Raw genomic sequence first — 17,453 nt, forward strand, 5'->3', positions numbered from 1 at the left:
ACGAGCAGCACGGCGCCCATGCGGTCGGCCGCCTCGCGGGACAGGCCACGATGGCGGCTCCCGCTGCTCTCGCGGGTCGGCCTGGACAGCACCGCGTCCGAAGCGGAGGTCCGGCTCCTGACCCCGGCGATGGTCGGGCCGGCACCTGGCCGGCTCAGTACGGTGCGCGAGCCGCTCGAGATCGTGGCGCGGCGGTGACGTCGGCTCCCGACCCGATGCCCTCGGTGTCCGGGGTGAGCGCCGCGACGACGTCCTCCTCGTCCTCGTGGGCGCGCCGGACGGCGGCGTGCAGCAGCCGGAGCTGGCGGTCCAGCGGTTCCTGCCGGTCGGGCGGTGCCACGCTCTTGAGGTCGGCCAGCGCCGCGCACGTCTTCCGGGTCACCTGCGGCTCCGACGCCCCGGCCAGGCGGATCTCGTCGAAGGCCAGCCGGACGTAGCCGTCCCAGCTGACGGTCCGCTCGAGCAGGCGCACCACGCCGTCCTCGTCGCGGTGCTCACCGCAGGGCAGGGGGCGAGCGGCGATCTGGCGCAGCAGGTCGTGCAGCCGGTGCAGCGCCTGGACCGTCGTCGTGGGGTCGTTGAACGGCTGTGCGATCGACCGCACGGCGATGTCGACGAGCTTGCGGAAGCCGTAGGCCAGGTCCTCGGTGTGCACGCGCTCCGGGCCGAGCAGGACGTGGCGGGTGACGTCGGTGGCGCGGAGCCGACCGGCCGGGGGGCCGTCGGCGGCCACCGTCGACCGGGTGCCCGGGTGCACCCGGAACAGGGGCGCGCCGCCGACGACGAAGTCCCCGACGACGGGGACCAGCTCCAGCACGCAGTCCGCCCGCCGGGCCGCGGCGACCAGTGCCGGTCGGTCGACGCGGACCACGTTGCCGGGCTGCGCGGCGACCATCTCGTCCGGGCCGCCGGTGACGACGGGCCCCTCCCCGTGCTGGCGGACGATGAACTCGCGGGAGCCGGTACGGGTGCACCGCGGAGCACCGGCGTGCGTCGTGGAGTCGCGGCGGCTCAGGGACCTCCGCACCCGCCGCAGGCGCGGACGTCACCCGGCAGGGCCTGCCGCCCGGGTCCTCCAGCTCTGTGCAGCCGGACCGTGCAGGGCGCGCTGGGCGGCGGCAGCCAGGCCGATGCCCGCCACGGCGGCGACCGACGGCTTCGGCGACCACCGCAGCGCGGCGATGGCCCAGCCGACGGGCGCCTCGCGCTGCCGGTCGGACTCGCGACGCGGTGCCGTCGTCGCCGGCTCCGGCGACGTCGTCGCGAAGGCGTCGAGCATCCCGGGGACGAAGGCGGCCATGTCCTGGGGCCCCCTGCTGGTGGTGAGGTTCCCGTCCCGGACGAGCTCCCGGTCGAGCCAGGTGGCACCGGCGTTCACCAGGTCGTCGCGGATCCCGGGCCAGGAGGTGAGGGTCCGACCGTCCACGAGTCCCGCCGACGCGAGCACCCACGGTCCGTGACAGAGGGTGGCGATGGGCTTGTCACTGGCGGCGAACGCGCGGACGAACTCCCGTGCCGCGGCGGACTGCCGGAGGAGGTCGGGGTTGATGAACCCCCCGGGCAGCAGCAGGCCGTCGTAGTCGCCGGGATCGGCTTCCTCGATCGTCCTGTCCACGCGGACCCGGCTGGCCGGCACGTGCAGGTTCACCCCGCGGATGCGTCCGCGCCGCAGGGACACGACGTCCACCTCCGCGCCGGCCGCCTTCAGGGCTCGCAGCGGGACGATCAGCTCCACCTTCTCGAAGCCGTCGGCCGCCAGGGCAGCGAGCCGGCGACCCCTGAGCCTGCGTCGTGTGCGCACGTCGTCCCCCTGGTGCTCGATGGCGCGGAGATGACGGAGATCTCCTTGGTGGCGGAAGCCCCGATCGGGGCGCGCAGGGGTTGCTCCCACCTGGCCGGCTGCTCGGCGGTGAGCGGGGTACCCGCGCCTGACAGCCGGACACGTTCCCGGGCGGACGTCTGCGTCCATCCGAGCGGGACCGGGACGTCGGGCATCGGTAGATCTGCCGATCTTTCGGCGGAGCGGTGCGTGGAGCCCGGGTTGGGGTGGCCCCGGTGGGACGGCCGACGCAGAGTCGGGGGGCCCGGTGAGCAGAGCCGGCCGCTGGGCGCCCCGTGGCGCTCTCCCGAGCCGGGGCCCGCGCCCCAGGAGGGGATCCCATGCGAGCGATGGTCTACCGAGGTCCCTACAAGGTCAGGGCCGAGGAGAAGGAACGGCCTGCGATCGAGCACCCCAACGACGCGATCGTGCGGGTCACCCTGGCCGCCATCTGCGGCTCCGACCTGCACCTCTACCACGGCATGATGCCGGACACCCGGATCGGTCACACGTTCGGCCACGAGTTCATCGGCGTCGTCGACGAGGTGGGCTCCTCCGTGCAGAACCTGCAGGTCGGGGACCGGGTGATGGTGCCGTTCAACGTCTTCTGCGGCACCTGCTGGTACTGCGCCCGAGGCCTGTACTCCAACTGCCACAACGTCAACCCGAACGCCACCGCCGTCGGCGGCATCTACGGCTACTCCCACACGACCGGCGGGTACGACGGCGGCCAGGCCGAGTTCGTCCGGGTGCCCTTTGCCGACGTCGGCCCGTCCAAGATCCCGGACTGGATGGAGGACGAGGACGCGGTCCTGCTCACCGACGCCACGGCGACCGGCTACTTCGGGGCGCAGCTCGGCGACATCGTCGAGGGCGACGTCGTCGTCGTCTTCGGCGCCGGACCGGTCGGACTCGTGGCCGCGAAGTCGGCCTGGCTGATCGGCGCCGGCCGGGTCATCGTCATCGACCACCTGGACCACCGGCTGGAGAAGGCCCGCACCTTCGCCCACGCCGAGACCTACAACTTCACCGAGTACGGCGACATCGTCCTGGAGATGAAGAAGACGACCGACTGGCTCGGGGCCGACGTCGCCATCGACGCCGTGGGTGCGGAGGCCGACGGCAACTTCCTCCAGCACGTCACCTCGTCCAAGCTCAAGCTGCAGGGCGGCTCCCCGGTCGCGCTGAACTGGGCGATCGACTCCGTCCGCAAGGGCGCGACCATCTCGGTGATGGGCGCCTACGGCCCGCTGTTCAGCGCCGTCAAGTTCGGCGACGCGATGAACAAGGGCCTGACGATCCACACCAACCAGGCCCCGGTCAAGCGGCAGTGGCCGCGGCTGTTCGAGCACGTGCGCAACGGCTACCTCAAGCCCAGCGAGCTCGTCACCCACCGGGTGCCCCTCGAGCACATCGCCGAGGGCTACCACATCTTCTCGGCCAAGCTCGACGGGATCATCAAGCCCCTCGTCGTCCCGACCGCGGCGTGAGCGACAGGAGAACCCGATGACGTACACACCGCACAAGCCCCCGCTGGCCGAGTCGCCCGACGAGCTGAGGAAGCGCATCCCCGGCTGGGGCGTCGACCTCGACCCGAAGGACCGGCCGTCGGTGCCGAAGCTGCAGTTCCAGGAGGACTTCACCGGCGCGCACTGGGAGTTCCCGGAGCGGCAGCCCGAGAAGTACCCGCGGGAACGCTCCGTCGAGCACGGCATGCTCACCCCCGTCTTCGGCACCGCCCAGCCGCCGTCGGGCGTCGCCGGTGTCATCCGTCGCTACGCCTACACGTACAGCGAAGGCCGGACGGCGCACTGGCTGCTGCTCATCGCCGCCGACCGCGTGGACGCGTGGGAGCACCACCTGAAGTCGTTCCTCACGCTCCGCCCGGACAACCCGATCACCGAGACCGGGGTGAAGGCCGAGTTCACCCACCACGGCCTGAAGTCGCGGGTCGGGCAGCACCGCACCGACCTCAAGCACCAGGTGCTCGACCCGGTGATCGTCGGTGGCCCGTGGGTCGCCGCGGCGGGGGCGGTCTACGCCGGCGCCCGGAGCGTGTCGAGGTCGCTGGCGCGCGTCGGGTCCGACGGGCAGCGGCCGGTGCACTGAGCGGGTGCCCCACGGGCGGCAGGCCCTGCGGCCCTCGACTCCGCGGCCGCCGGGTCCGCCCCGTGTCACACGGGGCGGACCCGGCGGGGGCCGGGGCGTCCGCGAACTGCTCTGGAGGACCCCGTGACCACGTCCACGATCCGCACCGTGACCCTGCCCGACGGCACCGCCGCCCCGGCCCTCGGCATGGGCACCTGGTACCTCGGTGAGGACCCCGTCAGCACCGACAGCCAGCTGGACGCCCTGCGCGCCGGGATCGACCTCGGGCTGACGCTGGTGGACACCGCCGAGATGTACGGGGACGGCGCCGCCGAGGAACTCGTCGGCCGGGCGATCGTCGGCCGGCGCGACGACGTCTTCCTGGTCAGCAAGGTGCTGCCGCACCACGCCACGCGCCAGGGCACGGTGGACGCCTGCGAGCGGAGCCTGCGCCGACTGGGCACCGACCGCCTGGACCTGTACCTGCTGCACTGGCGCGGCCGGGTCCCGGTCGAGGAGACCGTCGCCGGGTTCGAGTCGCTGGTCTCCCGCGGGCTGATCCGCTCCTGGGGCGTGAGCAACCTCGACGTCCCCGACCTCGACCGGCTGGCGGGGCTCCCCGGCGGCAACCGCGTCCAGACCGACCAGGTGCTGTACAACCTCGCCCGGCGCGGCCCCGAGTACGACCTGATCCCCTGGTGCCGCGGCAGGCGCATGCCCCTGATGGCGTACTCGCCCGTCGACCACGGCAGGCTCCTCGAGCACCGGGCCGTCCGAGACCTGGCCGCGGACAAGGGGGTCACCCCGGCCCAGCTCGCCATCGCGTGGGTGCTGCGGCTGCCCGACGTGTTCGCCGTCGCCAAGGCCTCGACCCGCGCGCACGTCATCGAGAACCGCGCGGCGCTGGAGATCGGCTTCAGCCAGGCGGAGCTGGACCACCTCGACCGGATCTTCCCGCCGCCGTCCGGCAAGGTGCCGCTCGACGTCCTGTAGGACCGGCCGACGAGCCGATCACGAGGGCCTGCCTCACGAGCCGCGGCCGGCGGGTTCCTCTCGCGAGCGCCCAGGGCCGACGGCCGGAGCCGCGCCACCGAGTTCCTTGCCCACCGTCGGATCAGCGTCGTCGGGCTGGGGCACCCGCGGGTCGTCCGGGAGCCGGGTGTCGACCTCGTCGGCGGCCGCGGCCGCTGGCGTGTCGTCCTGCGGAGGGAGGATTCCGCCGTCCATGCCGTGGGGGTACCCCGAGCCGCCGTCGGAACCGGGGCCGCCGGCCGAGATCGGCAGCCCTGCCGATGCCCGTCGGTCGCCTGGCCTGGACCGTCCCGTGCTCTGGCCGTGAGTCCTCCGCCGAGGTCCAGCGCCGGCGACCGGCGCCCGTCCCCGTCCACGGCCTGCGGTCGGCACGGGGTCCGCAGTAGCGTGGGTCGTGGAGTTGCGCCAGCTCAGGTACTTCCTGGCGGTGGCCGAGGAGGGGCGCTTCAGCCGTGCGGCCAAGCGGCTGCACATCGCCGCACCCTCCCTCTCCCAGCAGATCCAGGCCCTGGAGCGCGAACTGCGTGCGTCCCTCTTCGAGCGCACGCCGCAGCGCGTCGAGCTCACGATCGCCGGGCAGGCTCTGCTCGAGCGGGCGAGGGTGGTCCTCGCCGAGGTGGAGCGGGCGCGGGCGGACGTGCGCGCCGCCGGAACGGGCCGCCAGCGGCTGACCCTCCGGGTGGCCAACATGGCCGACCTGGTCCTGGACGGTCCGTTGAGGAGCCTGGGCCGGGGCATCGACGGGGTCGAGGTCTCGGTGAGCTCCAGCCGGGGGGACGACGCGCTGGAGGCCGTCCGTCAGGGCCGGGCCGACGCGGCGGTCGTCTGGAGCCGGGCACCGTTCGACCGCGATCTCGACGGCGTCGTCCTCGGCTCGGTGCTGTTCGGCGTGGTCGTCCCGCTCGGGCACCGGACGGCCGACTCCGAGACGGTGTCGGTCGCCTCCCTCGCCGACGAGGTGCTGGTCATGTTCCCGCGGGAACCGTTCGCCGGGATCTGGGACCGCACGGTGGACCACTTCTTCCCGGACGGCGCAGGCTCGCGGCAGGTCGTCGTCGAACCGAACCTGCTCAACAGTCCCGAGGCAGTGCTCCGGGCGGTCGCGGCAGGCGTCGGCATCGCCGCCGGCATCCTGGGCTCCGTCGGTCTCTCGGGTGTCGGCGGGCTCGCGGTCCGGCGTCTGGACCCCGACCTGCGACTCGACCTGGAGGTCGTGTGGCGTGCGCCCGCCGGGCAGTCCGTCCGCAGCCTCGTCGACTGCCTGCGGCAGTCGGCCCGGGATCCCGGTACCGCCATCGAGGCGGTCCAGCACCGCGGTGGCGACACCGGGACCCCGATCAGGCCGTGAGGACGACCTTCTCGCGGGGCTCCCTGACACCTCCTCCCGTGGTCCGGTGACGGTCGTGGCGGACGTGAGTTCCACGGGTGTCGCGGTCGTTCCCCTCCGGATCGTCCGGGTGGCGGCTGCGTGAAGGTGGGCAAGCGACCCATCCGTGGCCGGTGCCGGATCGGCTCAGGTCGCTCCGGTCCGCCCGCACCCCGGGCAGGTCTCCCACGTGACGCGCTCACCCACCGACGATCCTCCCGACTGCGGAGCCGCCGTGGTCAGACGAGCCCCTCGTTGTGGGGCTCGATGCTGGCCGAGGGATCCACCCCCTGGTCTGCGTCCGGCTGAACCGGACCCTCGCCCGGCTCGGAACCGGAGCCGGCGGCGGTGTTCCGGGAGGACCGCTCCGGGTCGGTCACGTCGGTGGTCGTCGGCGCCTGACCGATGCGCTTGGCGGCATCCCCGGTCCCGGTCTCCTCGAGCTCTGACTCGCTCACCACTCCTCCATCCAGGTCGTGCGCTGCGGGCGCTCACGCGGTCGGGCTGCGGGAGGACGCCGGTCGGTGCTCCCACCGTGGGACATGCCGCCGCGGGAGGCCATCGGCAGACCTGCCGATGTGCGTCGTCCGGGTACCGGTGCGCGAGCCGGGGAGGCCTGGCGGTGCACCCCCAGGGGGACGTCGGCCGGGATCGGCATGTCTGCCGATTCCGGGCACCCCGCCGCGCCGGGTGCAATCGAGGTCCCGACCCCAGCCGGGACGGGACCACCCCGACGAGGAGGCAGCGTGAAGGCAGTCGTGTACGACGGACCCCGCCAGGTCAGTGTCAAGGACGTACCGGACGCGCGGATCGAGCGGCCGACCGACGTCCTGGTGCGGATCACCTCGGCGAACATCTGCGGCTCGGACCTGCACATGTACGAGGGCCGGACCGACTTCGAGACCGGCCGCTGGTTCGGGCACGAGAACCTGGGCCAGGTGGTCGAGGTCGGCGACGGGGTCGACAAGGTGCGGGTGGGGGACTGGGTCGTCCTGCCGTTCAACATCTCGTGCGGGCACTGCAAGAACTGCGAGCAGCAGCTGACGAACTACTGCCTGACCGCGCAGCCGGAGCCGAAGATGGCCGGCGCGGCCTACGGCTTCGCCGACATGGGCCCCTGGGCCGGTGGGCAGGCGGAGCTGCTGCGCGTGCCCTGGGGTGACTTCAACTGCCTGCGGCTGGGTGAGGACGCCGAGGAGCGTCAGACCGACTACGTGATGCTCGCCGACATCTTCCCGACCGGCTACCACGCCACCGAGCTGGCCGGCGTGAAGCCCGGCGACCAGACGGTCGTCTACGGCGCCGGCCCGGTCGGGCTGATGGCCGCCCTCTCGGCCACCATCCGCGGGGCCGGCAAGGTGATGGTCGTCGACCGGCACCCCGACCGGCTCAAGCTGGCCGAGTCGATCGGCGCGATCGCCATCGACGACTCGAAGGTCGACCCCGTGCAGGCGGTCCTCGACCAGACGATGGGCCTCGGCGCCGACAACGGCTGCGAGTGCGTCGGCTACCAGGCGCACGAGCCCGACGGGCAGGAGCAGGCCAACCTGACGATGAACCGGCTGGTCGCCTCGGTGCGCTTCACCGGGAAGATCGGCAACGTCGGCGTCTTCGTGCCCCAGGACCCCGGCGCCAGCGACGAGCTGGCCAAGCAGGGCAAGCTCGCCTTCGACTACGGCATGTTCTGGTTCAAGGGCCAGCACATCGGCAGCGGCCAGGCGCCGGTCAAGAAGTACAACCGGCAGCTGCGCGACCTCATCGCCGGGGGCAAGGCCGAGCCGTCGTTCATCGTGAGCCACGAGCTGCCCCTCGACCGCGCGCCGGAGGCCTACGAGCACTTCGACGCCCGCGACGAGGGCTGGACCAAGGTCGTCCTGCACCCGGCGATGGCAGGGAGCTGACGTGGCCGCGGAGCTGAACGGACGACGGGTCGCGATCCTGGCGGCCGACGGGGTGGAGCGCGTCGAGCTCGAGCAGCCGCGCCGGGCCCTGGACGACGCGGGTGCGCGGACCGACGTGCTGTCGATCCACGACGGCGAGATCGCGGCACGGAACAACGACCTGGAGGACGCCGGCACCTTCGGCGTCGACCGGCTGGTCGGCGCGGCGTCGGTCGACGAGTACGACGCGCTGCTGCTGCCGGGCGGGACGGTGAACCCGGACCAGCTGCGGATGCAACCCGCCGCGGTGCAGTTCGTCCGCGACTTCGTCCAGTCGGGCAAGCCCGTCGCCTCGATCTGCCACGGCCCGTGGAACTTCGTCGAGGCCGACGTCGCGCGAGGACGGCGGCTGACCTCGTTCCCCAGCATCCGCACCGACCTGCGCAACGCCGGGGCCGAGGTGGTCGACGAGCAGGTCGTCACCGACGGCAACATCACCACGAGCCGGTCGCCGGACGACCTGCCGGCCTTCTGCGAGCGCATCGTGCAGGAGTTCGCGCGGGTCCCCCAGACCGCGTCGGCCGGGGGTGGGGCATGACCTCCGCGATCGGCAACGTCGCGTCGCTGGCCGCCCGGGCGGGCGGCACCGTCGTCCGCCAGGTCCTCTCGGTCTTCGAGCACGGCAGTGGCCCCGGTGCGGCGGGCGCTCCGGCGTCCGGGTGGTTGGCGGTGAGCATCAACCGCGAGCCGGCGGAGATCGACGCCACCTCGCTGCCGGCACCGCTGGCCGCGTACGGCGACCGCGTCGAGACGCGGATCCGCCCCGCGGCGGACGGCAAGGGCACCGAGCTGGCCGTACGGCTGACCCAGCGCTCCTCGGGCAACGCCTCCGGTCCGGCACGGCTCATGGGCAGCGACCCGCAGGGCGACCTGCGGTCCGCGCTGCGCAAGGCCAAGCAACTGATCGAGGTGGGCGAGGTGCTCGTGGTGGACCCCGCCCCACACGGCAGGCGGAGCGCCACGCCCGCCGGCGCGGCGCTGGAGGCGGTCGCGAAGCGGTCGCCCAAGGGAGGCGTGCTGTGAAGGCGGTGACCTGGCGGGGCGTCAACGAGATCGGCGTGGAGGACGTCCCGGAGCCGAAGATCCTCAACGACCACGACATCATCCTCGAGGTCGGCCTGTCGGTGACCTGCGGCTCGGACCTGCACCTGCTCGGCGGCTACATCCCCGCGATGCGTGCCGGTGACGTGCTCGGCCACGAGTTCATGGGCACGGTGGCCGAGGTCGGCAAGAGCGTCACCAGACACCGGGTCGGCGACCGGGTGGTGGTGGTCTCGTTCATCGGCTGCGGGCAGTGCTGGTACTGCGAGAACGAGCTGTGGTCGCTGTGCGACAACGGCAACCCCAACCCGGGGATCACCGAGTCGCTCTGGGGCCAGTCCATCGGCGGCTGCTTCGGCTACTCCCACGCGATGGGCGGCTGGGCGGGCAGCCACGCCCGCTACATCCGGGTGCCCTACGCCGACCAGGGCGCCTTCACGATCCCCGACGGCGTCTCCGACGAGCGTGCCCTGTTCGCCTCCGACGCGGCCCCCACCGGCTGGACCGGGGCGCACCAGGCGGAGGTGAAGGCCGGTGACGTCGTCGCGGTGTGGGGCGCCGGCGGCGTGGGGCAGATGGCCGCGCGCAAGGCGGTGCTCATGGGCGCCGAGCGGGTCGTCGTCATCGACCGGTTCGACAACCGGCTGGAGCAGGTCCGCACGCACATCGGGGCGGAGACCCTCGACTACGAGCAGGTCGACGTCCCCGCGGAACTGCGGGAGATGTCCGGCGGGCGCGGTCCGGACGTCTGCATCGAGGCGGTGGGCATGGAGGCGCACAGCCCTGGCCCGCAGTACCTCTACGACCAGGTCAAGCAGCAGTTGCGGCTGCAGTCGGACCGGCCGACCGCCCTCCGGGAGGCCATCTACGCCTGCCGCAAGGGCGGGACGGTGTTCGCGCTGGGCGTGTTCGGCGGCGTGGTGGACAAGTTCCCGATGGGGGCGGTGATGAACAAGGCGCTGACCCTCCGCGGCGCCCAGCAGCACGGGCACCGCTACGTCCCGGAGATCCTCGACCTGATGAGCCGGGACGAGGTGAAGACCGAGCACCTGGCGACCCACGTGATGTCCCTGGACCAGGGGCCACGCGGGTACGAGATGTTCAAGAACAAGGAGGACGGGTGCGTCCGTGCCGTCTTCCGTCCGGGTGGCTGAAGCGCCGACGGGCGGCCCACCGCACGGCCCGGGGACGAGCCGTACGGTGGGCCGGCGCCGGGCCCCCACCGGTCCGGTGCGGGGCGGCCCGGTGAGCGCCGCACCCCGCACGACGGCGGTGGAGGCGGGCCCACGGGCGACGATCCTGTCGTGGCGGCGCCTGCTGATCTGTCTCGGCGGCGGCCTCGTCGCGGGCGGACTGGCCGTGGTCGCCGGTGTGCCCGAGCTCGCGGTCCTCGTCGGCTGGGCCCTCACCGCCGGCGGCCTGCTGTTCTGGGTGTGGCGGATCAGCTGGCCGCGCGACGCGGAGGGGACCAAACGGCTGGCCGAGGAGGAGGGGCAGACCCGGGTCACGGACGCGGCCGTGCTGGGTGCGGCGGTGGCCAGCCTCGCCGCCGTCGTGGAGGCCCTCGTCCGGTCCGGCTCCGGGGACGCCGTCGGAGTCGCCACCGTGGTGCTCGGCATCCTCGTGGTGATCCTGTCGTGGGCGCTGGTCAACACGGTCTTCGCCCTCAAGTTCGCGCGCCACTACTACTCCGGGGACGACAGCGGCATCGACTTCGGCCAGCGGGAGCTGCCTGCCTACAGCGACTTCGCCTACGTCGCGTTCACCATCGGGATGAGCTTCGCGGTGCCGGACACCCAGGTCGAGGACACGTCGATCCGCAAGGTCGCCCTCGGGCACGCTCTGCTGTCCTACCTGTTCGGCACCGTGGTGATCGCCGTGGCGGTGAACCTGGTGACGAACCTGGGGCAGCAGGGATAGCGCCGGGGTGACGGCCCGGGAGGTCGACACCCTCGGGCGCGTCGACGTCTGCGGCCCGTGACCGGGGCAGGAGGTTCGGCGGACCGGGCCCCGGGCCGGTGCACGCCACCTCGCCCCTCGTGCGCGAGGCGGCCATGGACGGCCGCGTCAGGCGGTCTGCTCCGGGTCCGGCAGCCGCCAGGAGCCGTCGAAGGCGGCCTGACGCGGGCCGTAGAGCCGGACGTAGGAGAACCAGCCGGCACCCGGGACGGTCCTGATCCAGCGGCCGCCCACACCCGGGTCCTCCGGGCCGAACCACAGCTCCACCGGCGCGGCCGGGTCCTCGCCGGCCAGCTCGAACAGCGACCGGATGGCCGCGCGGCCCTGCGGGGTGGTGATCTGGCTGCGCGTGCGGGCGTCGTAGACGGTCAACGACCAGAACAGCTCCGCCGGCACCGGCTGGGGCACCACGAGGCGGTAGGTGCGCCTGCCGTCGAGCCAGTTCCCGCCCGCGTCCCGGGTGCCCAGCCAGTAGAGGGAGCCGGCGCCGGCCTCCCGCCGCATCATCGCCGGCGAGACGCCGATGGCCTGGAAGAACCACTTCTCGCGGGCGTCGCTGTCCAGCACCCCGTCCCGTCGGAACTCGGGGTCCTGCTCGAGGGTGGCCCACTCCCAGTGCGTGCCGGGCCAGGCGATGCGGTCGGGACGCCGGTCGGCCAGCGACTGCACGCGCAGTTGTCCGCTCGCCGTGCGTGCCGCGAGCTCGAGGATCCTCGTCGTGCGCTCGTCGGGGGCGAAGGGACGGCCCCGGACGATGCCCAGGGCCGCGAGCTCGCCGTACATCGCCTCCCAGCCCGGCGTGGGCGGCTCGGTGTCGAGGACCTCGTGCAGGACGCGCCAGTACTCCAGGCTCTCCTCCCAGCGGAACGGGGTGGTGTCCTGCGGCTTGCTCGAGACGTCGACCCAGGACGCCGGACCTCGACCGTCGGAGACGAGAGGGCGCACCTTCACGCGGGTGAGCAGGTCCATCGCCGCGCCCAGGTCGCCTCCCTGCGGGATGGCCCGCAGCCCGCCGATGACGCGGTGGGTCCCCGAGCGGGCGACGTGGTGGCCGTCCGGGACCGTGCCGTCCCAGTCGGGTGGCAGCAGGAGGTGGGATCCGCCGCGCCCACCGTCCGGGCCGGCCAGGCCCATGTCCGCCAGCCACCGCTGGTTCACGTCGAGCGCCACGCCGACCAGCGGGCCCGGTGGCAGCTCGACCACGACGGGCCCCTCGTGCAGGTCGAGCACGAGCGGTCCGTACGGGGTGTCCGAGTTGAGGGTCAGGCCCACCTGCTCGGGGCGGGTCTCCATGGCGCCGAAGACCTGGTTGGGGACGGCGCCCGCGGCCAGGTTGCCCTGGTAGATCGCCGCTCCGGACACCGTGGGGAAGAAGAACCGGTACGTCGTGACCGCCCGGCCGAGGTCGGCGTCGTCGTAGGCGCGCTGCACCGTCTGCGGGGTGGGGTAGCCGCCCTCGAAGGTGTACGGGGCAGGAGACGTCTCCATCGGGGTCCTCCTCGGGGCCAGGGGGGCGGGTCGCGTCCGGCAGTGCAGGTGGGGGCGGTGCTACGGCGTGACGATGGGGAACGCCTCGTCCGCGGTCTCCAGCAGGCCCATGAGCCGGGTCAGCGCCGTCGGGTCCCCGTCGTGGTCGAGGCCGTCGAGTCCGCGCCCGGCGAGGAGACCCAGGAGGTCCTGCTCGGTCAGGGTGACGGTCAGGTCGGGCGTCGCCGCCCGACGCGGGTTCTCGGTCTGGATCAGCGCACCGTTGGACAGGGCGGTCCGGAGGGTGGTGCCGCTGTCGGTGAAGCGCCAGTCGATGACGAGCGACTCGGCGGCGGCACGCGGGCCGTCGAGCCGGATGGCCAGGGTGTCGAACAGCTGCTCCACGGTGAGGGCCGCGGCCATGCCCCCGGCCATGGTGAGCGGGGGCGGCTTGACCCCGTTGCGCAGCTCGTGGGCGCCGGTCAGGTAGAAGCCGCGCCACGTGGCGTTCTCGCAGCCGTAGCCGAGCCGCTCGTAGACGCCGGCGAGGGCCTCCTTCGCCTCGCCGTCGTCGGGGTCGGCGAAGACGGCGTGCTTCAGGAGCTCGGCGGCGAAGCGCAGGTCGCCGACGCCGGTGTACCGCCGGGCCTTCTCCAGCACGGCGTCCCGGCCGCCGATCACGTCGACGTACCGGGTCGCCGCCGCCTCCGGCGGGTGCGGCCACAGCGAGGACGGGTGGCCGTCGAACCAGCCCAGGTACCGCTGGTAGACGGCCTTCACGTTGTGGCTGACCGACCCGTAGTAGCCGCGGGCGTGCCAGGCGGACTCCAGCCCCGGGGGGAGCCCCATCTGCTCGGCGATCTCGAGGCCGGTGAGGCCGTTGTTCAGCATCCGCAGCGTCTGGTCGTGCAGGTAGGCGTACAGGTCGCGCTGCTCGGTGAGGAAGGCGACGACGTCGTCGGTCCCCCAGGTGGGCCAGTGGTGCGAGGCGAACGCCACGTCGGTGTCGGCGCCGAACAGCTCGATCGCCTCGTCGAGGTGGCGCGACCAGGCGCGCGGGTCCCGGACCAGCGCGCCGCGGAGGGTCAGCAGGTTGTGCAGGTTGTGCGTGGCGTTCTCGGCCATGCACAGCGCCCGGTGGTCCGGGAAGTGGAAGTTCATCTCGGCCGGGGCCTCGGTGCCCGGGGTCAGCTGGAAGACCATCCGCACCCCGTCGACGGTCTCCTCCTGCCCGGTGCGGCTGACGTCGACGGTCGGCGCGAGCAGGCCCGCCGAGCCCGTCGAGCCGCCGATGCCGAGGCCCGTGCCCACCTGCCCGGTCGGGCCGGGGCCGAGGAGCATCCCGTACATGTAGGTCCCGCGCCGGATCATCGCGCCGCCGGCGTAGACGTTCTCCGACACCGCGTGCTCCAGGAAGCCGGCGGGAGCGAGGATCGGCACGTCCCCGGCTCCGTCGGGCAGGACGCCCAGCACGCCGCCGAAGTGGTCGCCGTGGGAGTGGGTGTAGACCACCCCGGTGACCGGCCGGTCGCCGCGGTTGCGCCGGTACAGCGCGAGGGCGGCTGCGGCGGTCTCCGCCGAGACGAGCGGGTCGATGACGACCACCCCGGTGTCGCCCTCGACGAGGGTCGTGTTCGAGAGGTCGAGGCCGCGCACCTGGTAGATCCCGTCGGTCACCTCGAACAGGCCGTGGATGCGCAACAGCTGGGCCTGCCGCCAGAGGCTCGGGTGCACCGTGTCCGGGCGCTCGCCGTCCAGGAAGGCGTACTGCTCCAGGTCCCAGACCGTGCGGCCGTCGGCGGCCGTGACGCGACAGGGCTCGAGTCGGTCGACCAGGCCGCGTCCGGCGTTCTCGAAGTCGGTCCGGTCGGTGTAGTCGAGCGGCATGGTGATCCCCTTCGGTGGTGGCCGAGCTCGGCGCGACGCCGGTCGCGACGATCCGGCAGCGGCTGCTGCCGACACATCACCTGTCACGGACGAAGTGGGCGCCGGGCGCACCGGACGTGCCGGGGACCCGCACGGTGTCCCTCAGGGGGCGGGGTCGGACCCGGGCGCAGCCGCCGGTGCCGCGCGTGCGTGCCACAGCTCGGCGCTCACCACGGCTGCGCAGACCAGGAGCAGGGCGATCAGGATGAGCCAGCTGATCAGCACCACGACGATCCCGACGAGCCCGTAGGACCCGGCCTGGGAGATGAACGCCCGCGGGAGCCACACCTCGGAGACGACCCACACCGCGGCCGTGCCGGCACCGGCCACGACCGCCCCGGGCAGGAACGGCTGCCAGGGGAGGGACCAGCCCAGCAGCAACCGGATGGCCACGAGCCAGAGGACGCCGGAGAGGAACGCCCGGGCGACGAAGGCCACCGGACCGGCGCCCTGGAAGCCCTCCACCAGGGCGGTCACCCCGAGACCGGCGACGACGACCGCGGCGACCGCCAGGGCGCCGCCGACGCCACCGACCCACCCGCGCCACCCCGGCGACCGCGGCACCCGCCAGGCCGCCCGGAAGGCCCGTTGCAGCGCGCGGGTGAAGCCGACGCCGGACACCACGAGCAGGCAGATCCCCCACACGGTGACGCCCGTGTCGGCCGGAGGCCGCAGCGCCTCGCGCACGAGGTCCGCGGTGTCGCCCGACAGCCCGAAGCGCGCGACGACCCGGTCGGCGAGGGCGCTCCCGGTCCCGCCGGACAGCGACGACACCACCACCATCGTGGGCACGGTGGCGACGAACGCCTGCGCCGCCAGGCCCAGGGCGCGGTCGTACCCGGTGATGTCGACGAACCGCAGCGCGCACCGCCAGACCAGGGTGGAGGACAGGCGGGCGCGCCAGGCCCCGACCCGGGCAGCGGGGGAGCGGACCGTCACGACGCGCCACGGGGGGCGTCCTCGGCGGCCGGCCGGGCCTGCTCCGCCACGACCGGTGCCCGCTGCGCCGGCGTCGCGACGGCCGCCCCGGGGCGGCGCCGGGCCTGCCGTCCCGGCTTCGGCGGCGGGCTGGACACCAGCGTCCGCGCCCACTCCCGTCCGGGGTCGGCGTCGAGCAGCACCGCCTTCACGAGCAGGCTGAGCGGCAGGGCCAGCAGCGCTCCCAGCGGGCCGAGGATCCAGGTCCAGGCCACCAGGGAGAGGAACGTGACGGTCACCGACAGCCCCACGGCGTCACCCACCACCGCCGGCTGGATGATCGACTGGATCACGACGTTGGCGACGCAGTAGACGGCCACCACGACGATCGCCAGGCCGGGTCCGTCCACCAACAGGGCCAGCAGAGCCGGGGGGGCCAGCCCGATGAGGAACCCGATGTTCGGCACGTAGTTGGTGATCCAGGACAGCAGCCCCCAGAGGATCGGCAGGGGGATGCCCAGGACGAACAGCGCGACGGTGTCGATGACGGCCACGACCAGGCCGAACACGGTCGAGACCACCAGGTAGCTCCGGGTGCGCTCGGCGAAGCCGCCCAGGGCGGCGGTCAGGGCCGGTGAGCTCCCGGGGACCGACCGCAGGCGGTCGGGGAGCCCGCTCGCGTCGACCCCCATGAACAGGACCGTGGCGAGGACGAACAGCAGGTTGCTGATCGCGCCGAGGAGTCCCGCCACGAGATCGCCGGCGAAGCCCACGACGGCCCCTGCGTCGATCCCCTCCAGTGCCCGTGCGACCTCGTCCCGGCCGACGCCGACCGACGCCAGCAGGGCCCCGACGTCGTCGACCAGGCCGTCGATCTGCTCCTGGTACGCGGGGAGGAGCGTGGCCAGCCGGGCGACGGACAGTCCCAGGCCCAGGACGAGGCCGAGGACGACGGCGTACAGCACGACCAGGGCGAGGGCGAGCGCCAGCCAGTTCGGCGCCCCGTGCCGGCGGGCCCAGGTGAGGACCGGGTGCACGGCGATGACGAGCACCAGGGCCAGGAAGACCGGCGCGATGATGTCGGCCGCGGTGCGCAGCCCGGCCACCGCGATGACCGTGGCGGCCACGCCGAACAGGACGAGGAGCCAGCGGGGCAGGGCACGGTCGACACCGGTGTCGGTCACCGGTGCAGCGTGCGGCCGGCACCCGGCCGGCACGTCGCCCCCAGCAGGTGAGCGGTGTGCCGTGGCCGACGGCGCGCCGGTCATCCGCACCAGGTGATCCGCGGCCGGCTCCGGGCGAGCGAGCGTGTCCCGCCAGGGTCCACCACACGAGCGGACCCCCGAGCGTGGAGGACTGCCATGGCCGACGGGCCCGCGACCTCGTCCCCGAAGAGTTCGACCCCGGTGTCCGTCCGTCCGGGTCAGGTCGTCGCGCTGGTCCTGGCCGTCGTCGCGGTGGTGTTCATCGCGCAGAACCGGGAACGGGTGACGATCAACCTGTTCACGGTCGACGTGTCGGCGCCGGTCTGGCTCATCCTGACGATCATGGTCCTGCTCGGCATGGCCGTCGGGGCGCTCCTGCGGTGGCGCCGGTGACCGGAGGGTCACCACGACGGGATGAGGTCCGCCGGGCCCGGCGCGGTGCAGCATCGGCCTGACCAGGAAGGCAGGTGGTCGAGACCATGCGGTACGAGTTCCTCATCCCCGGCCGGGCCTCGGAGTCCGTCGTCGCCGCCTTCCCCGAGCTGCTGGTGGGCGTGGGTGCGACAGGCGGGACGGTCCTCTTCGGACCGGTCAAGGACGGCGCGCACCTGCACGGCCTGCTCGACCGGTTCCAGCACCTCGGCCTCACCATCGTCGAGCTCCGGCAGCTGCCCGACTGATCCTGGCCTGCC

The 17,453-nt window shown here is 73.4% G+C and carries 18 protein-coding genes; 11 read left to right on the plus strand and 7 right to left on the minus strand.

What is annotated here, in order from left to right; genetic code table 11:
* Window positions 1-154: 154 nt before the first annotated feature.
* Window positions 155-1,027, minus strand: coding sequence for a DUF2254 family protein (locus ACI8AD_RS06900; protein ID WP_456869784.1), 873 nt, complete (start codon window positions 1,025-1,027; stop codon window positions 155-157).
* Window positions 1,028-1,045: 18 nt separating this feature from the next.
* Complete coding sequence (locus tag ACI8AD_RS06905; RefSeq protein WP_456869785.1) at window positions 1,046-1,801, minus strand: type 1 glutamine amidotransferase domain-containing protein; 756 nt, start codon at window positions 1,799-1,801, stop codon at window positions 1,046-1,048.
* A 359-nt stretch (window positions 1,802-2,160) separates the two neighbouring features.
* Here ACI8AD_RS06905 and ACI8AD_RS06910 point away from each other — a divergent pair, with 359 nt between their 5' ends.
* The 4 genes from ACI8AD_RS06910 (at window position 2,161) to ACI8AD_RS06925 (ending at window position 6,287) form a co-directional block, all read left to right on the plus strand.
* On the plus strand, window positions 2,161-3,309 hold the full coding sequence (locus tag ACI8AD_RS06910; protein ID WP_456869786.1) for a zinc-dependent alcohol dehydrogenase: 1,149 nt from the start codon (window positions 2,161-2,163) through the stop codon (window positions 3,307-3,309).
* 16 nt (window positions 3,310-3,325) lie between these two features.
* Complete coding sequence (locus ACI8AD_RS06915; protein WP_456869787.1) at window positions 3,326-3,928, plus strand: hypothetical protein; 603 nt, start codon at window positions 3,326-3,328, stop codon at window positions 3,926-3,928.
* Window positions 3,929-4,051: 123 nt separating this feature from the next.
* Window positions 4,052-4,900, plus strand: a complete 849-nt coding sequence (locus ACI8AD_RS06920) for an aldo/keto reductase (RefSeq protein ID WP_456869788.1) — start codon at window positions 4,052-4,054, stop codon at window positions 4,898-4,900.
* Window positions 4,901-5,333: 433 nt separating this feature from the next.
* Entirely contained in the window at window positions 5,334-6,287 is a 954-nt protein-coding gene (locus tag ACI8AD_RS06925; RefSeq protein ID WP_456869789.1) for a LysR family transcriptional regulator, read from the plus strand.
* Between the two features lie 257 nt (window positions 6,288-6,544).
* Here the strand turns inward: ACI8AD_RS06925 and ACI8AD_RS06930 are convergent, their stop codons facing one another.
* The gene (locus ACI8AD_RS06930) at window positions 6,545-6,763 is read right to left on the minus strand and encodes a hypothetical protein (protein ID WP_456869790.1); all 219 of its coding nucleotides are present in this window, start codon (window positions 6,761-6,763) and stop codon (window positions 6,545-6,547) included.
* A 288-nt stretch (window positions 6,764-7,051) separates the two neighbouring features.
* On the opposite strand from ACI8AD_RS06930, the gene ACI8AD_RS06935 reads away from it, so the two are divergent.
* From ACI8AD_RS06935 to ACI8AD_RS06955, 5 genes are all read left to right on the plus strand, one after another.
* Window positions 7,052-8,206 carry a glutathione-independent formaldehyde dehydrogenase gene (locus tag ACI8AD_RS06935; protein WP_456869791.1) on the plus strand — a complete coding sequence of 385 codons (1,155 nt, stop codon included), beginning with the start codon at window positions 7,052-7,054 and terminating at the stop codon, window positions 8,204-8,206.
* A 1-nt stretch (window position 8,207) separates the two neighbouring features.
* Complete coding sequence (locus ACI8AD_RS06940) at window positions 8,208-8,783, plus strand: type 1 glutamine amidotransferase domain-containing protein (protein ID WP_456869792.1); 576 nt, start codon at window positions 8,208-8,210, stop codon at window positions 8,781-8,783.
* Window positions 8,780-9,268, plus strand: a complete 489-nt coding sequence (locus ACI8AD_RS06945) for a hypothetical protein (protein WP_456869793.1) — start codon at window positions 8,780-8,782, stop codon at window positions 9,266-9,268. Before ACI8AD_RS06940 ends, ACI8AD_RS06945 begins: the two co-directional genes overlap by 4 nt.
* Window positions 9,265-10,440 carry a zinc-dependent alcohol dehydrogenase gene (locus tag ACI8AD_RS06950; RefSeq protein ID WP_456869794.1) on the plus strand — a complete coding sequence of 392 codons (1,176 nt, stop codon included), beginning with the start codon at window positions 9,265-9,267 and terminating at the stop codon, window positions 10,438-10,440. Before ACI8AD_RS06945 ends, ACI8AD_RS06950 begins: the two co-directional genes overlap by 4 nt.
* A 91-nt stretch (window positions 10,441-10,531) precedes the next feature.
* Window positions 10,532-11,206 carry a DUF1345 domain-containing protein gene (locus tag ACI8AD_RS06955; RefSeq protein WP_456869795.1) on the plus strand — a complete coding sequence of 225 codons (675 nt, stop codon included), beginning with the start codon at window positions 10,532-10,534 and terminating at the stop codon, window positions 11,204-11,206.
* 147 nt (window positions 11,207-11,353) lie between these two features.
* On the opposite strand, the gene ACI8AD_RS06960 is transcribed toward ACI8AD_RS06955, so the two are convergent.
* From ACI8AD_RS06960 to ACI8AD_RS06975, 4 genes are all read right to left on the minus strand, one after another.
* On the minus strand, window positions 11,354-12,733 hold the full coding sequence (locus ACI8AD_RS06960) for a DUF1254 domain-containing protein (RefSeq protein ID WP_456869796.1): 1,380 nt from the start codon (window positions 12,731-12,733) through the stop codon (window positions 11,354-11,356).
* A 60-nt stretch (window positions 12,734-12,793) separates the two neighbouring features.
* Window positions 12,794-14,599 carry an alkyl/aryl-sulfatase gene (locus ACI8AD_RS06965; protein WP_456869797.1) on the minus strand — a complete coding sequence of 602 codons (1,806 nt, stop codon included), beginning with the start codon at window positions 14,597-14,599 and terminating at the stop codon, window positions 12,794-12,796.
* Window positions 14,600-14,740: 141 nt separating this feature from the next.
* Window positions 14,741-15,577 (minus strand): YhjD/YihY/BrkB family envelope integrity protein, encoded by an 837-nt coding sequence (locus ACI8AD_RS06970; RefSeq protein ID WP_456869798.1) that lies wholly within the window; start codon window positions 15,575-15,577, stop codon window positions 14,741-14,743.
* On the minus strand, window positions 15,574-16,740 hold the full coding sequence (locus tag ACI8AD_RS06975; RefSeq protein WP_456869799.1) for an AI-2E family transporter: 1,167 nt from the start codon (window positions 16,738-16,740) through the stop codon (window positions 15,574-15,576). The genes ACI8AD_RS06970 and ACI8AD_RS06975 overlap by 4 nt, the downstream gene beginning before the upstream one ends.
* Before the next feature lie 222 nt (window positions 16,741-16,962).
* Between ACI8AD_RS06975 and ACI8AD_RS06980 the strand changes: the two genes are divergently transcribed.
* Together ACI8AD_RS06980 and ACI8AD_RS06985 are read left to right on the plus strand one after the other, a co-directional pair.
* On the plus strand, window positions 16,963-17,154 hold the full coding sequence (locus tag ACI8AD_RS06980; RefSeq protein WP_456869800.1) for a LapA family protein: 192 nt from the start codon (window positions 16,963-16,965) through the stop codon (window positions 17,152-17,154).
* Window positions 17,155-17,228: 74 nt separating this feature from the next.
* On the plus strand, window positions 17,229-17,441 hold the full coding sequence (locus ACI8AD_RS06985; RefSeq protein WP_456869801.1) for a hypothetical protein: 213 nt from the start codon (window positions 17,229-17,231) through the stop codon (window positions 17,439-17,441).
* Window positions 17,442-17,453: the final 12 nt, after the last annotated feature.

Source organism: Geodermatophilus sp. SYSU D00766, from assembly GCF_054049915.1.

Excerpts from the sequence above, each read along its gene's own strand:
- ACI8AD_RS06965 (WP_456869797.1), bottom strand. The coding sequence starts at position 14,599 with ATGCCGCTCGACTACACCGACCGGACCGACTTCGAGAACGCCGGACGC.
- ACI8AD_RS06960 (WP_456869796.1), bottom strand. The coding sequence starts at position 12,733 with ATGGAGACGTCTCCTGCCCCGTACACCTTCGAGGGCGGCTACCCCACC.
- ACI8AD_RS06945 (WP_456869793.1), top strand. The coding sequence starts at position 8,780 with ATGACCTCCGCGATCGGCAACGTCGCGTCGCTGGCCGCCCGGGCGGGC.
- ACI8AD_RS06915 (WP_456869787.1), top strand. The coding sequence starts at position 3,326 with ATGACGTACACACCGCACAAGCCCCCGCTGGCCGAGTCGCCCGACGAG.
- ACI8AD_RS06910 (WP_456869786.1), top strand. The coding sequence starts at position 2,161 with ATGCGAGCGATGGTCTACCGAGGTCCCTACAAGGTCAGGGCCGAGGAG.